Source organism: Pseudomonas sp. ATCC 43928, assembly GCF_005938665.2.
Taxonomy (GTDB): Bacteria; Pseudomonadota; Gammaproteobacteria; order Pseudomonadales; family Pseudomonadaceae; genus Aquipseudomonas.
In genome coordinates this window covers 6,376,694-6,389,985 of record NZ_CP041753.1, presented here as the reverse complement: position 1 = coordinate 6,389,985, position 13,292 = coordinate 6,376,694, and the positions used below count along the sequence as shown (strand labels likewise).

Sequence of the window (13,292 nt, the reverse complement as noted above, 5' to 3'; positions counted from 1 at the left end):
GCGATAAAAAATGGCGATCCATGTGGATCGCCATTTTCATTTCCACCACCGTCCCTTGTAGGAGCTGGCTTGCCAGCGAATGGCTTTCAAGTCATGCATCCATTTCAAGGACGCCTTCGCCAGCAAGCCGGCTCCTACAGGACCGTGTTCGGCGACCATTTTCGGTTTTTTAGCGAACGTTCAGCACGAAGCTGACGCGGGTCAGCCATTCGGCTTCCAGGGCGAAGTCGGCCTGGGTCAACTGGTTGTCATCCAGCCAATGTTCCGGGAATAACACATCCAGGCTGTCGCCGTTGGCGTGCAGCACGACCTGTGGCATTTCCTGGGTGCCACGGATGTGGTGGAACAGAATCGCAAAGCGCAGCAGCACGCACAGGCGAATCAGCTTGATGCCGTCGTCGCCAAAATCGGCAAACCTGTCCTTGGGAATATTGCGACGGTGGCCACGCACCAGTAGCGCGAGCATCAGTTGGTCTTCGCGGGAGAATCCGGCCAGGTCCGAGTGCTCGATCAGGTAGGCGCCGTGTTTGTGGTACTGATAGTGCGCGATGTCCAGGCCCACTTCGTGGACCTTGGCCGCCCAGCTCAGCAGTTCGCGCCAGACACCGTCGTTCAGGTCCCAATCCTCGGCCACTTGATCGAAGGCATGCAGCGCCTTGCGCTCGACTCGCGCAGCTTGTTCCAGGTCGACGTGGTAGCGCTCCATCAGCGAGCTGAGCGTACGCTCACGGACATCTTCGTGATGATGACGGCCCAGCAGGTCATAGAGCACGCCTTCGCGCAGGGCGCCTTCACAGTGGTCCATGCGTTGCAGTTCGAGGGCATCGAAGATTGCTTCGAGAATCGCCAGCCCGGCGGGGAAGATCGCCCGGCGGTCGGGCTTGATGCCTTCGAAGTCGATTTTCTCGACATCACCGAGCTTGATCAGCTTGCGCTTGAGCCAGGCCAAGCCTTCGGCGTTCACCTCGCCAGTGCCATGCCCGCCGGCCTTCAGCGCCAGGCCAATGGCGCGAATGGTGCCCGAGGAGCCGATGGCTTCATCCCAGGTCAGGCGGTGCAGGGCGTGTTCGATGCTCATGATCTCCAGCCGCGCCGCGGTGTACGCCTGGGCGTAGCGGGCCGGGGTGATCTTGCCGTCCTTGAAATAGCGTTGGGTGTAGCTGACGCAACCCATTTGCAGGCTTTCGCGCAACAATGGCTCGAATCTCTGCCCGATGATGAATTCGGTACTGCCGCCGCCGATGTCGGCCACCAGGCGTTTGCCCGGGGTGTCGGCGAGGGTGTGGGAGACGCCGAGGTAAATCAGGCGCGCTTCTTCACGGCCGGAGATGACTTCTACCGGATGGCCGAGGATTTCTTCAGCCCGATGGATGAACTCTCCGCGGTTACGGGCTTCGCGCAGGGCGTTGGTGCCGACGATCCGCACGGTGCCGGGCGGCATACCGCTGATCAGTTGGGCGAAGCGCTTCAGGCAATCGAGCCCGCGTTGCATGGATTCTTCGCTGAGTTGACGCTCTTCGTCGATGCCGGCGGCCAGCTGAACCTTCTCCCCGAGACGCTCGAGAATCCGGATTTCGCCGTTCTGGGCCTTGGCCACGACCATGTGAAAGCTGTTGGAGCCTAGGTCGATTGCGGCGATCAGGGACAGATTCTTGACTTGGGATAGCGGCATGGTCAGGGGGTCTCGGTCGATAACCTCGACATCCTGCCACGATCAATCGCTCGCGCCAACGCGCAGAGTTGAAAGCCTTGATCCAACCCTGTGGCGAGGGGGCTTGCCCCCGTTCGGCTGCGCAGCAGTCGTAAAACCTGCATGCGCGGTCTATTTGGAGTTGATGTGAATGGTTTTGGGGCTACTTCGTAGCCCAACGGGGGCAAGCCCCCCTCGCCACAGGGGTGTCAGCCCGCCGCCTCCACGGTCCCAATGAAGTTCGCCAGCTCCGCCGTCTGCGGATTGGCAAACAACACCTTCGGATCTCCCACCTCATGCACCTTACCCTGGTGCATGAACACCAATTTGTCGCCCACCTCCCGGGCAAAACGCATCTCATGGGTGACCATGATCAATGTCATACCTTCCCTGGCCAGTTGCCGGACCACGCTCAACACTTCATTGACCAGTTCCGGGTCCAAGGCCGAGGTGATTTCGTCGCACAGCAAGACTTTCGGCGACATGGCCAGCGCCCGGGCGATCGCCACCCGCTGTTGCTGGCCGCCAGAGAGTCGATCCGGGAAGGCGTCGAATTTCTCGCCCAGCCCGACCCGTTCCAGCATCTGTCGCGCCAGCTCGGTGGCTTTGGCTTTCGGCACTTTCTGCACCACTTGTGGCGCAAGCATGACGTTTTCGCCGACGGTCAGGTGCGGGAACAGGTTGAACTGCTGGAACACCATCCCGACTTTCTGTCGCAGGCTGCGCAGGTCGGCGCGGGCGGCGTCGAGGTATTCGCCGTCGACTTCGATCACGCCGTCGTTGATCGATTCCAGGCCATTGAGGGTGCGCAGCAAGGTGGATTTGCCCGAGCCGCTGCGACCGATGATCGCCACCACCTGGCCTTCCTCGACACTCAGGTCAATGCCTTTGAGCACATGATGGTCGCCGTAATATTTATGCAGGGCGGAAATTCTAAGCAGAGGCATGCAGTCTCCTTTCCAGGTAGCGCGCACTGAGGGACAAGGGGTAGCAGAGCAGGAAGTAACCGAGGGCGACGAGGCCGTAGACCATGAAGGGTTCGAAGGTCGCGTTGGCGAGCATGCCGCCGGTCTTGGTCAGTTCGGTGAAGCCGATGATCGAGGTGACGGCGGTGCCCTTGACCACTTGCACCGAGAAGCCCACGGTCGGCGCCACGGCGATGCGCAGTGCTTGTGGCAGGATCACGTAACGCAATTGCTCCAGCGGGTTGAGCGCCAGGCTCGACGAGGCTTCCCACTGGCCGTTGGGGATCGAGTCGACGCAACCGCGCCAGATCTCTGCCAGGTAGGCGCTGGTGAACAGTGTCAGGGCAATTGCCGCCGCCATCCACGGTGAAATTTCCACACCGGCCAAGGCCACACCGAAGAACACCAGAAACAGCTGCATCAACAGCGGCGTGCCCTGGAACAATTCGATGTAGGTGCGGGCGACGTGGCTGGGCAGGGATTTCTTAGAAATCCGCATCACCATGATCAGCAAACCGATCAGCCCACCGCCGATAAACGCCACCAGCGACAACGCCAGCGTCCATTGCAGGCCCGTAAGCAGGTTGCGCAGGATGTCCCAGAAGGTGAAATCGCTCATTGGCTGCTCCTTGCGCTGCTCTTGGATATGTAGCGGCGACCGATCCAGTTCAGCAGCTGGCGGATCAGCAGCGCCATGCACAGGTAGAGCAGCGTGGTCAGCGCATAGGTTTCAAAGGCGCGAAAGTTGCGCGACTGAATGAAGTTGGCGGCGAAACTCAGCTCTTCGGTGGCGATCTGCGAACAGACCGCCGAGCCGAGCATGACGATGATGATCTGGCTGCTCAGGGCCGGCCAGACTTTGCCCAGTGCCGGCAGCAGAACCACGTGGCGGAAGGCTTCGAAACGCGACATCGCGAGGGCGGCTGCGGCTTCCAGTTGTCCGCGGGGGATCGCTTGAATGCCGGCGCGGATGATCTCGGTCGAATAGGCGCCCAGGTTGATCACCATCGCCAGCACCGCCGCCTGCCATTCGGAAATCTGCAGGCCCAGCGACGGCAAACCGAAGAAGATGAAAAACAACTGCACCAGAAAGGGTGTGTTGCGGATCAACTCGACGTAGACCCCGAAAATGCCGGCGAACGGGCGGATGTTCCACGCCCGCACCAGTGCGCCGATGATGCCCAGAGCGACCCCGAACACTGCGCCAACGGCCGTCAGCTCAAGGGTGAACAACGCACCGCGCAGCAGCAGGTCGGTGTTTTCCACCACCGGCAAAAAATCGAACTGATAAGCCATAAGTCGTCTCCCGAGCGAACGATCAGAGATCGGCCGGCAGCGGTTCTTTCAGCCAGGTTTGCGAGTTCTTTTCCAGCGCACCGTCAGCCTTGGCGGTGGTGAGGATCTGATTGACCTTGTCCAGCAACGCCGGCTCGTTCTTGTTCACACCGACGTACACCGGCGAGTCCTTGAGCTTCACTTTCAGGGCCGGTACGCGTTTCGGGTTTTTCTCGCTGATGGCTACCATCACCACGTTGCCGCTGGCGATCAGGTCGACCTGGCCCGCGAGGTAGGCGGCGATGGTCGAGTTGTTGTCTTCGAAGCGTTTGATGGTCACGCCTTCCGGGGCGACTTTGGTCAGCTCGATGTCTTCGATGGCACCACGGGTGACGCTGATGGTTTTGCCCTTGAGATCGTCCAGACCCTTGATGGCGGCGTCTGGCGGACCGAATACGGCGAGGTAGAACGGCGCGTAGGCGCGGGAGAAATCGATGACTTTCTCGCGTTCAGGGTTCTTGCCGAGGCTGGAAATCACCAGGTCGACCTTGCCGGTGGTCAGGAACGGGATGCGGTTGGTGCTGTTGACCGGGGTCAGTTCGAGTTTGACCTTGAGTTGGTCGGCCAGCAGTTTGGCGGTGTCGATGTCGAGGCCGCGCGGTTTCATGTCCGGGCCGACCGAGCCGAACGGCGGGAAGTCCTGGGGCACGGCGACTTTGAGGGTGCCGCGTTTGACCACATCCTCCAGACCGTCGGCGTGGGCAGGTGCCTGGCTCAGCATCAGGCTGGCAAACAGGGCGGCGAGGAGGGCGCTGTAACGCTGGGTCATGGCAAATCTCCGGATCGGCGGGAAGTGATTTCTGCGGATCGACAGAGCACGGGCCATGCCAAGATTCGGTTTCAGGGGTTGCAGGCCACGGTTTTGCTGGTGTTTCTCGGTCTTACTGGTCTGAACAGTTAGGTGGCATTTCGCACCTTGATGGCGCAATCGTGAAAACTCCCGAACCCCCATGGGGCACGACTTGCCGGACGTCGCGAATAGCTTTACAACTAGCCGCTCATTGGCCTGGTTCGTCTGAAGAAACCATGAATTCGATCTCCCGTGCAGTACCTGAAGTGGCGCTGCAAGCCATCCGCAAACTGATCACCGAGCAAGGTTTCGGGCCGGGTGATGCCTTGCCCTCGCAACGGGACCTGGCGGTGCAATTGGGGGTCAGCCGGGCGTCGTTGCGCGAGGCGTTGTCGTCCCTGAGTGCGCTGGGCGTGATCAGCATCCAGCCGGGCAAGGGCGTGTTCGTGCAGTCACCGGTCGATCTGCCCCGGGGCGAGGCGGTGCCGGGCTGGCCATTCGCGGCCCAGGCATCGCCGCTGGACATCTTCCAGTTGCGCTATGCGCTGGAGGGTTTTGCCTCGGGTTTGGCGGCCGTGACCCTGAGCACCGAGGATCTCGATGCCCTGGAAGACAACGTCGCCGCCATGCGCAACGAACTGCGTGCCGCCAACTTCGATGCAGCGGCGCGACTGGACTTCGAGTTTCACCGGCGCATCCTCCTGGCCAGCGGCAATCAGGCGATGCTGAGCATCCTGACAGCCAGCGCCGACATCTTTCTGGAGAGCCAGAAGCTACCGTTCATCCGGGCCGAACGGGCCATGGAAACCTGGCAGGAACACCGTAAAATCCTCCGCGCACTGGCCCGTCGAGCCTCTGGCGCCGCGCAGAAGGCCATGCAGGAGCATGTGCGCAACGCCGCCCTGCGCACCGGAATTGCCTTCGTCGCTCCCGCCACCTCGTGACTTGAGCTATACCCAAATTCATGGGGCACCATAGCGAGACTCAATCATCTGCGGCTTCCTGAACGGGGGAAGGGCAGCTATGATGGGCCACGTTTTTTTGCTTACAACCTGGAGACTTCCATGAGCAGCGATCTTATCAAACACGTTAGCGACGCTAGCTTCGAGGCCGACGTACTCAAGGCCGAAGGCGCTGTACTGGTCGACTACTGGGCTGAGTGGTGCGGCCCTTGCAAAATGATCGCTCCTGTCCTGGACGAAATTGCCGAGACCTACAAAGGCAAGCTGACCGTTGCCAAACTGAACATCGACGAGAACCAGGAAACCCCGGCCAAGCATGGCGTGCGTGGTATCCCGACGCTGATGCTGTTCAAGAACGGCAACGTCGAAGCCACCAAGGTCGGTGCGCTGTCGAAGTCGCAATTGGCCGCTTTCCTCGACGCCAACATCTAAGCGTTGTTATAAAGCGTCATGAAAAGGCCCCGCATTATGCGGGGCCTTTTCGTTATTGAGGGCTAGACGCTCCGAAACTCAGGTGGTACATTCGGCCCCGCACTGGTTTCTCCACTGCCCCCTGCTAGCCGTCGCCGACGCACTCCTTTTCGAATAAGTACGCGATCCTGTCGCCTTCTCTGCGGCGCGGCCTCATTAAGCCAAAAGCTTAATTTCCCCCCTCCATAAATGATTACGTCATTCCTATATGAATCTGACTGAACTCAAGCAAAAGCCGATTACCGAACTGCTCGAATTGGCCGAACAGATGGGCATAGAAAATATGGCCCGTTCGCGCAAGCAGGACGTGATTTTCTCCCTGCTCAAAAAGCACGCGAAAAGCGGCGAGGAAATCTCCGGTGATGGCGTGCTGGAGATTCTCCAGGACGGCTTCGGCTTCCTGCGCTCCGCTGACGCTTCCTATCTCGCCGGCCCGGACGATATCTACGTCTCGCCGAGCCAGATCCGTCGCTTCAACTTGCGCACCGGTGACACCATCGTTGGCAAGATCCGTCCTCCGAAGGAAGGCGAGCGGTATTTCGCGCTGCTCAAGGTCGACACGATCAACTACGATCGTCCCGAGAACGCGAAAAACAAGATTCTCTTCGAGAACCTGACCCCGCTGTTCCCGACCGTGCGCATGAAGATGGAAGCCGGTAACGGTTCCACCGAAGACTTGACCGGTCGTGTCATCGACCTGTGCGCCCCGATCGGCAAAGGCCAGCGCGGCCTGATCGTTGCTCCGCCGAAAGCCGGTAAAACGATCATGCTGCAGAACATCGCGGCAAACATCGCGCGTAACAATCCTGAAGTTCACCTGATCGTGCTGTTGATCGACGAGCGTCCGGAAGAAGTGACCGAAATGCAGCGCACCGTGCGCGGCGAAGTGGTTGCCTCGACGTTCGACGAGCCGCCAACCCGCCACGTGCAGGTTGCTGAAATGGTGATCGAGAAGGCCAAGCGTCTGGTCGAGCACAAGAAGGACGTGGTGATTCTGCTCGACTCCATCACCCGTCTGGCGCGTGCCTACAACACCGTGATCCCGAGCTCCGGCAAGGTGCTGACCGGTGGTGTCGATGCCCACGCCCTGGAGAAACCGAAACGTTTCTTCGGTGCTGCACGGAACATCGAAGAAGGCGGCTCGTTGACCATCATCGCTACCGCGCTGGTTGAAACCGGTTCGAAGATGGACGAAGTGATCTACGAAGAATTCAAAGGCACCGGCAACATGGAATTGCCTCTGGATCGCAAGATCGCCGAAAAACGTGTGTTCCCGGCCATCAACATCAACCGCTCCGGTACTCGCCGCGAAGAGTTGCTGACAGCCGACGACGAACTGCAGCGTATGTGGATCCTGCGCAAACTGCTGCACCCGATGGATGAAGTCTCTGCCATCGAGTTCCTGGTCGACAAGCTGAAACAGACCAAGACCAACGACGAGTTCTTCCTGTCGATGAAACGCAAGTAAATCGAACAGGCCAAAAAGCCGGGGAAACCCGGCTTTTTGCTATCTGATTTTTGATCAACGGCAGTTCGTGGTTCTGAACTGAGGGGTTCGGCGCTAAACTGCCACCCCCGAACGCCACGGCCAAAACGAGGCTCACGCATGCAGTATCGCGACTTGCGCGACTTTATCAGCGGTCTGGAACAGCGCGGCGAACTCAAGCGCATCCAGGTTCCGGTGTCCCCAGTGCTCGAAATGACCGAGGTCTGCGACCGCACATTGCGCGCCAAAGGCCCGGCCCTGCTTTTCGAAAAGCCCACGGGTTATGACATCCCTGTGCTCGGCAATCTGTTCGGTACGCCTGAGCGCGTGGCGCTGGGCATGGGTGCAGAGGCGGTGAGCGAGTTGCGCGAAATCGGCAAGTTGCTGGCGTTCCTCAAGGAGCCCGAGCCGCCGAAAGGTTTGAAGGACGCCTGGTCCAAGCTGCCGATCTTTCGCAAGATCATCTCGATGGCGCCGAAAGTCGTCAAAGACGCGGTGTGCCAGGAAGTGGTCATCGAAGGTGACGATGTCGACCTCGCGATGTTGCCGGTGCAGACCTGCTGGCCAGGCGATGTCGGCCCGCTGATCACCTGGGGCCTGACTGTCACCAAAGGTCCGAACAAGGATCGCCAGAACCTCGGCATTTACCGTCAACAGGTGATCGGTCGCAACAAGGTGATCATGCGCTGGTTAAGCCACCGTGGCGGCGCGCTGGATTACCGCGAATGGTGCGAAAAACACCCCGGCCAGCCGTTCCCGGTGTCCGTGGCGCTGGGCGCTGACCCGGCCACCATTCTTGGCGCCGTGACGCCGGTGCCGGACAGCCTCTCCGAATACGCTTTCGCCGGTCTGCTGCGGGGCAATCGCACCGAACTGGTGAAATGCCGCGGCAACGACCTGCAAGTACCGGCCACGGCCGAAATCATCCTCGAAGGCGTGATCCATCCGGGCGAAATGGCCGATGAAGGTCCGTACGGCGACCACACCGGCTACTACAACGAAGTCGACAGCTTCCCGGTGTTCACCGTCGAGCGCATCACCCATCGGATCAAGCCGATCTACCACAGCACCTACACCGGCCGTCCGCCGGATGAGCCGGCGATTCTCGGTGTGGCGCTGAACGAAGTGTTCGTACCGATCCTGCAGAAGCAATTCCCGGAGATCACTGACTTCTACTTGCCGCCCGAAGGCTGCTCGTACCGCATGGCCATCGTGACCATGAAGAAGTCGTATCCCGGCCACGCCAAGCGGGTAATGCTCGGTGTCTGGTCGTTTTTGCGACAGTTCATGTACACCAAGTTCGTTATCGTCACCGACGACGATATCAACGCACGGGACTGGAACGACGTGATCTGGGCCATTACCACGCGCATGGACCCCAAGCGCGACACGGTGATGATCGATAACACGCCGATCGACTACCTGGACTTCGCCTCGCCGGTCTCCGGCCTGGGTTCGAAGATGGGGCTCGATGCCACGCATAAATGGCCAGGCGAAACCACCCGTGAGTGGGGCCGGGTCATCGTCAAGGATGAAGCCGTTACCCAACGGATCGATGCCATCTGGAATCAGTTAGGAATAGATTGATGCGTGTAACCTTGCAGCCCTCCGGAGCAGTGCTTGAGATTCTGCCCGGCGAGCGGATTCTCGATGGCGCGCGGCGCCTGGGCTATGAATGCCCGCAAAGCTGTCGTAACGGCAATTGCCATGTGTGCGGCGCATTGCTGGTGGAAGGGCGGGTCGAACAGGCTGGCGATGTGCGCGACCATGGCGAGTTCTACACTTGCATTGCAGAGCCGCTGGAAGACTGCATCGTGTTGTGGGATGGCGTGCTCGCGCTGGGAGAACTGCCGGTGCGCAGCGTGTCGTGTCAGGTCATTGAATGCAGGGACGTCGGTGGCGATACCTGGCGCGTGCGTCTGCGTGCGCCAGCGGGCAAGCCACCGCGCTATCACGCCGGCCAGTATCTGATGATCGAGCGTGAGAATGGCGAGAAATCCGCTTTTTCCCTGGCCTCTGCACCGCATTCCGGTCGCGACCTGGAAATTCATGTGCTGGCGCGCGAAAGCAGCGCGCTGAGCCTGATCGAACAGCTCCAGCGCAACCCGATGGTGCGGATCGAGATGCCGTTCGGCGACACCCATCTGGCGGAACTGCCGAACGGTCCTCTCGTACTGATTGCTGCCGGTACCGGCATGGGCCAGATCCACAGCCTCATCGAACATTGCCGCGCCACGGGCTTCAAGCATCCGGTGCACCTGTATTGGGGCGTACGTCGTCCCGAAGACTTTTATGAGATCGAACATTGGGATGAATGGCTGAAGCTGCCCAATCTGTTCCTGCATAAAGTCGTCAGCGATCAATGCGGCTGGCAGGGGCGTTGCGGCATGTTGCATGAGGCGGTGTGTGAAGATTTCCCTGATCTGAAAGCACTGCACGTCTATGCCAGCGGCTCTCCAGCCATGGTCTATGGCACGCTCGATGCTTTGGTCGAAGCGGGGATGGATGCCCATCAAATGCGTGCCGATGTATTTGCTTACGCCCCGCGATCATAGGTGCGTGAACCGTTCTAGAAGCGCACCCCGGTTGTCACCATGGCGGCATTGAAGCCGAGCAACACCAGCTCGGCTGCCAATGGTCCGTAGTGTGCCCCGACTGAAGGAATGATCACCGGCGCGACCCCGAAGTGATTCAGAGGGATCTTGTCCTGAGACTTGCCGCTGTAACCTTGCAACAGACCACCGGTAAGTTTTATGTACACGGGATAGTCAGCGCTCTCGTAGCGTTTGCCCGCATACGCATAATATGAACGCTGGCTGAACGAGTTGCGAAAAGTTGCGCCACCAAACAACCAACCGGACGCTTGCTCGCGCTCAAGACCGATGAGGTCCTGATTGTTATTGTGGTCGGAGTCGGGGGAGAAGTGTCTGGTATAGACGCTGGCCTGCAAATACCAGGAGCCGGTGTCTTTCGCAGAGGTGTCCTCGGCCAGCGAGTGCTGCGCCGTGAGCATTAGAAGTAACCCGTAAATCCATGGTGTTTTCATTGTTCAGGCCTTTGAGGCAGTTTGGTTTGCGTCTTTGGGTGGCCGTTATACGCGACGTAAAGCTGCAATGGGTAGGCGGTAAATCCGAAGGGTTTGTAGGCATTTTCTCCTAGGTGAGCTTTATCCTAGACGCGCCGAATGCTTATGTATATTTCGTTCTGGTATTTAAGAATTCTCTTAAATGATATTAGGGTATATCGCCAAGCCCTCCAGCTTCAGTATTGGAATTTTTATAGGGGGCGCAAGGTCATAGGGCGCTTAGTACTTTTCGTTTTAGTATTACTGCTATATGTTCTATGAAGTGAAAGTTGTTTATATTTTGTAATAATTGCTGGACCAAAATTTTATTGCCATGAGCGCCATTGAATCTGCTTTTTTGAATCTGGCTTACCCTCCGCGGCTCGATCTGGGGCCGCAGCTTACACACGAACAATTGCTCAGCTCGATGCAGTCGACCATGGCGCGCCATAAGGGTGGGCCGGTCTGGTTATTCGCGTATGGTTCGCTGATCTGGCGGCCTGAATGTGCGGCGGTTGAGCGGGTGCGCGGCCGGGTGCATGGCTACCATCGCGGTTTGTACCTGTGGTCCCACGAGCATCGCGGCACGCCGGAAGTGCCGGGGCTGGTATTTGGCCTGGATCGCGGTGGTTCGTGCAGCGGGTTCGCCTATCGTTTGCCCGAAGAACAACTCGAGGCTTCACTTTATGCACTCTGGCAGCGCGAGATGCCATTCCCTTCCTATCGTCCACACTGGCTCAACTGCCGTCTTGAAAACGGAAACCAGGTTCAGGCATTGGGATTTGTATTGGAGCGGCACCTGCCCAGCTATGCCGGCAACTTGCCGGATCACGTGCTGAGCCAAGTATTCGAGAACGCTTGCGGGCGCTATGGCACTACTCGCGAGTATGTCGAGCAGACCGCCCACGCCCTGCGTAGCCACGCCATGCCAGACCGGAATCTGGAGGCGCGGCTCAAGCGCTGTAAATCAAAGGCAGGTCAGGCGAGCGCTTCGCGGCCCTGACTGGCGACGTTTTTGTGGCCCAGGGTGGGAGCCAGGAACGCCATAGCCAGCAGGCAGGCAACGACCAACAGAATGAAGCCGCCATTCCAGCCGAAATAGTCCACGGTGTAGCCCATCATGGCACTGGCCGCGACGGAACCACCCAAGTAACCGAACAGGCCGGTAAAGCCTGCGGCCGTACCCGCGGCCTTCTTCGGCACCAGTTCCAGCGCCTGCAGGCCGACCAGCATCACCGGGCCGTAGATCAGGAAGCCGATGGCGAACAGCGAGATCATGTCGATCATCGGATTGCCCGGTGGATTCAGCCAATACACGATCGTCGCAACGGTCACCAACGCCATGAACACCATGCCGGTCAGGCCACGGTTACCACGGAAGATCTTGTCCGACATCCAGCCGCACAGCAGCGTGCCGGGAATGCCCGCCCACTCGTACAGGAAGTAAGCCCACGAGGTCTTGTCGAAGTCGAAGTGCTTGACCTCTTTGAGGTAGGTCGGCGCCCAGTCCAGAATGCCGTAGCGCAGCAGGTAGACGAAAACGTTAGCCAGTGCGATGAACCAGAGCATTTTGTTGCGCAGCACGTATTTGACGAAGATGTCCTTGGCGCTGAATTCCTCTTCGTGACTGGCGTCGTAGCCTTCCGGGTAATCGTTTTTGTACTTCTCAATCGGCGGCAGGCCCGTCGACTGCGGTGTATCGCGCATCACAATGAAGGCAAACACGGCGACCAACAGCGCCACGGCAGCCGGTACGTAGAACTTGCTGTGCCAGTCGTTGAACCAGCCCATGCCGAGAATCGCCAGCGGGCCGATCAAGCCACCGCCAACGTTATGCGCGGTGTTCCAGACCGAAACCACGCCGCCACGCTCTTTCTGTGACCACCAATGCACCATGGTTCGCCCGCTCGGCGGCCAGCCCATGCCTTGCGCCCAGCCGTTGATGAACAGCAGGATGAACATCATGGTCACGCTGGAGGTGGCCCAAGGTGCGAAACCGAAAACGAACATCACCGCGGCGGACACCACCAGGCCAAAGGGCAGGAAGTAACGCGGGTTGGAGCGGTCGGACACGATGCCCATCAGAAACTTGGACAGGCCGTAGGCGATTGCAATCGCCGACATCGCCACACCCAGCTGGCCTTTTGTATAGCCTTGGGCGATCAGGTCCGGGAACGCCAGGGTAAAGTTCTTGCGCAGCAGGTAGTAACCGGCATAGCCAATGAAAATCCCGGCGAAGATCTGCCAGCGAAGGCGTCGGTAGGTGCTGTCTATTTTTTCTTCAGGCAATGGAGCCTGATGTGCGGCAGGACGAAAGAAAGCAAACATTCAAGAGCTCCAGATTTCTTGTTTTGACTGCGGATGCGAATGTTACAGTTTCGTTACCGAAAATAGCACCGGTTCGCATCGGCAAAACAGCGGAAATGTTGGAGATTGCATGTTCCTTTATGAACATGTCGCTCAGGTATAAATGAGAGTCGGTACGGGGATGACGGAGCCAGGTCGCAGGCTGCGACCTGGCTTGAAAAC

General features: G+C 59.1%; 13 protein-coding genes. 6 read left to right on the top strand and 7 right to left on the bottom strand.

All coding sequences use genetic code 11. The annotated features are described in order from the left end of the window. Nucleotides 1-169 precede the first annotated feature (169 nt). From ppx to FFH90_RS29510, 5 genes are all read right to left on the bottom strand, one after another. A complete protein-coding gene (gene ppx, locus FFH90_RS29530) occupies nucleotides 170-1,672 on the bottom strand; it encodes an exopolyphosphatase (protein ID WP_138866485.1) in 1,503 nt (500 codons plus the stop codon). 227 nt (nucleotides 1,673-1,899) lie between these two features. Next, nucleotides 1,900-2,637, bottom strand: coding sequence for an amino acid ABC transporter ATP-binding protein (locus FFH90_RS29525; protein WP_064621044.1), 738 nt, complete (start codon nucleotides 2,635-2,637; stop codon nucleotides 1,900-1,902). Continuing rightward, nucleotides 2,624-3,274, bottom strand: coding sequence for an amino acid ABC transporter permease (locus FFH90_RS29520; protein ID WP_138866484.1), 651 nt, complete (start codon nucleotides 3,272-3,274; stop codon nucleotides 2,624-2,626). The genes FFH90_RS29525 and FFH90_RS29520 overlap by 14 nt, the downstream gene beginning before the upstream one ends. Beyond that, nucleotides 3,271-3,951 (bottom strand): amino acid ABC transporter permease, encoded by a 681-nt coding sequence (locus FFH90_RS29515; protein ID WP_018927567.1) that lies wholly within the window; start codon nucleotides 3,949-3,951, stop codon nucleotides 3,271-3,273. The genes FFH90_RS29520 and FFH90_RS29515 overlap by 4 nt, the downstream gene beginning before the upstream one ends. A 22-nt stretch (nucleotides 3,952-3,973) precedes the next feature. After that, a complete protein-coding gene (locus FFH90_RS29510; RefSeq protein ID WP_018927568.1) occupies nucleotides 3,974-4,759 on the bottom strand; it encodes a transporter substrate-binding domain-containing protein in 786 nt (261 codons plus the stop codon). Nucleotides 4,760-5,016: 257 nt separating this feature from the next. Between FFH90_RS29510 and FFH90_RS29505 the strand changes: the two genes are divergently transcribed. The 5 genes from FFH90_RS29505 (at nucleotide 5,017) to FFH90_RS29485 (ending at nucleotide 10,254) form a co-directional block, all read left to right on the top strand. After that, the gene (locus FFH90_RS29505; protein ID WP_064621043.1) at nucleotides 5,017-5,724 is read left to right on the top strand and encodes a FadR/GntR family transcriptional regulator; all 708 of its coding nucleotides are present in this window, start codon (nucleotides 5,017-5,019) and stop codon (nucleotides 5,722-5,724) included. A gap of 120 nt (nucleotides 5,725-5,844) precedes the next feature. Next, complete coding sequence (trxA, locus tag FFH90_RS29500; protein WP_003206727.1) at nucleotides 5,845-6,174, top strand: thioredoxin TrxA; 330 nt, start codon at nucleotides 5,845-5,847, stop codon at nucleotides 6,172-6,174. A gap of 247 nt (nucleotides 6,175-6,421) precedes the next feature. Further along, on the top strand, nucleotides 6,422-7,681 hold the full coding sequence (gene rho / locus FFH90_RS29495) for a transcription termination factor Rho (protein ID WP_007899384.1): 1,260 nt from the start codon (nucleotides 6,422-6,424) through the stop codon (nucleotides 7,679-7,681). A gap of 138 nt (nucleotides 7,682-7,819) precedes the next feature. After that, nucleotides 7,820-9,286, top strand: a complete 1,467-nt coding sequence (gene ubiD / locus FFH90_RS29490; protein WP_019580527.1) for a 4-hydroxy-3-polyprenylbenzoate decarboxylase — start codon at nucleotides 7,820-7,822, stop codon at nucleotides 9,284-9,286. Continuing rightward, complete coding sequence (locus FFH90_RS29485; RefSeq protein WP_019580528.1) at nucleotides 9,286-10,254, top strand: CDP-6-deoxy-delta-3,4-glucoseen reductase; 969 nt, start codon at nucleotides 9,286-9,288, stop codon at nucleotides 10,252-10,254. The genes ubiD and FFH90_RS29485 overlap by 1 nt, the downstream gene beginning before the upstream one ends. Nucleotides 10,255-10,268: 14 nt before the next feature. Here FFH90_RS29485 and FFH90_RS29480 read toward each other — a convergent pair whose 3' ends face one another. Beyond that, nucleotides 10,269-10,712, bottom strand: a complete 444-nt coding sequence (locus FFH90_RS29480; protein ID WP_019580529.1) for a hypothetical protein — start codon at nucleotides 10,710-10,712, stop codon at nucleotides 10,269-10,271. A 385-nt stretch (nucleotides 10,713-11,097) separates the two neighbouring features. On the opposite strand from FFH90_RS29480, the gene FFH90_RS29475 reads away from it, so the two are divergent. Beyond that, nucleotides 11,098-11,766 (top strand): gamma-glutamylcyclotransferase, encoded by a 669-nt coding sequence (locus FFH90_RS29475; RefSeq protein ID WP_138866483.1) that lies wholly within the window; start codon nucleotides 11,098-11,100, stop codon nucleotides 11,764-11,766. On the opposite strand, the gene glpT is transcribed toward FFH90_RS29475, so the two are convergent. Continuing rightward, on the bottom strand, nucleotides 11,742-13,091 hold the full coding sequence (gene glpT / locus FFH90_RS29470; protein WP_018927575.1) for a glycerol-3-phosphate transporter: 1,350 nt from the start codon (nucleotides 13,089-13,091) through the stop codon (nucleotides 11,742-11,744). The genes FFH90_RS29475 and glpT overlap by 25 nt on opposite strands. Nucleotides 13,092-13,292: the final 201 nt, after the last annotated feature.

What these genes read in the sequence shown, in the direction of transcription:
- FFH90_RS29525 (WP_064621044.1), bottom strand. Translation starts at nt 2,637, where the DNA reads ATGCCTCTGCTTAGAATTTCCGCCCTGCATAAATATTACGGCGACCAT.
- FFH90_RS29475 (WP_138866483.1), top strand. Translation starts at nt 11,098, where the DNA reads ATGAGCGCCATTGAATCTGCTTTTTTGAATCTGGCTTACCCTCCGCGG.
- FFH90_RS29505 (WP_064621043.1), top strand. Translation starts at nt 5,017, where the DNA reads ATGAATTCGATCTCCCGTGCAGTACCTGAAGTGGCGCTGCAAGCCATC.
- rho (WP_007899384.1), top strand. Translation starts at nt 6,422, where the DNA reads ATGAATCTGACTGAACTCAAGCAAAAGCCGATTACCGAACTGCTCGAA.
- FFH90_RS29480 (WP_019580529.1), bottom strand. Translation starts at nt 10,712, where the DNA reads ATGCTCACGGCGCAGCACTCGCTGGCCGAGGACACCTCTGCGAAAGAC.
- FFH90_RS29515 (WP_018927567.1), bottom strand. Translation starts at nt 3,951, where the DNA reads ATGGCTTATCAGTTCGATTTTTTGCCGGTGGTGGAAAACACCGACCTG.
- FFH90_RS29485 (WP_019580528.1), top strand. Translation starts at nt 9,286, where the DNA reads ATGCGTGTAACCTTGCAGCCCTCCGGAGCAGTGCTTGAGATTCTGCCC.
- ppx (WP_138866485.1), bottom strand. Translation starts at nt 1,672, where the DNA reads ATGCCGCTATCCCAAGTCAAGAATCTGTCCCTGATCGCCGCAATCGAC.
- FFH90_RS29510 (WP_018927568.1), bottom strand. Translation starts at nt 4,759, where the DNA reads ATGACCCAGCGTTACAGCGCCCTCCTCGCCGCCCTGTTTGCCAGCCTG.
- trxA (WP_003206727.1), top strand. Translation starts at nt 5,845, where the DNA reads ATGAGCAGCGATCTTATCAAACACGTTAGCGACGCTAGCTTCGAGGCC.
- ubiD (WP_019580527.1), top strand. Translation starts at nt 7,820, where the DNA reads ATGCAGTATCGCGACTTGCGCGACTTTATCAGCGGTCTGGAACAGCGC.
- glpT (WP_018927575.1), bottom strand. Translation starts at nt 13,091, where the DNA reads ATGTTTGCTTTCTTTCGTCCTGCCGCACATCAGGCTCCATTGCCTGAA.
- FFH90_RS29520 (WP_138866484.1), bottom strand. Translation starts at nt 3,274, where the DNA reads ATGAGCGATTTCACCTTCTGGGACATCCTGCGCAACCTGCTTACGGGC.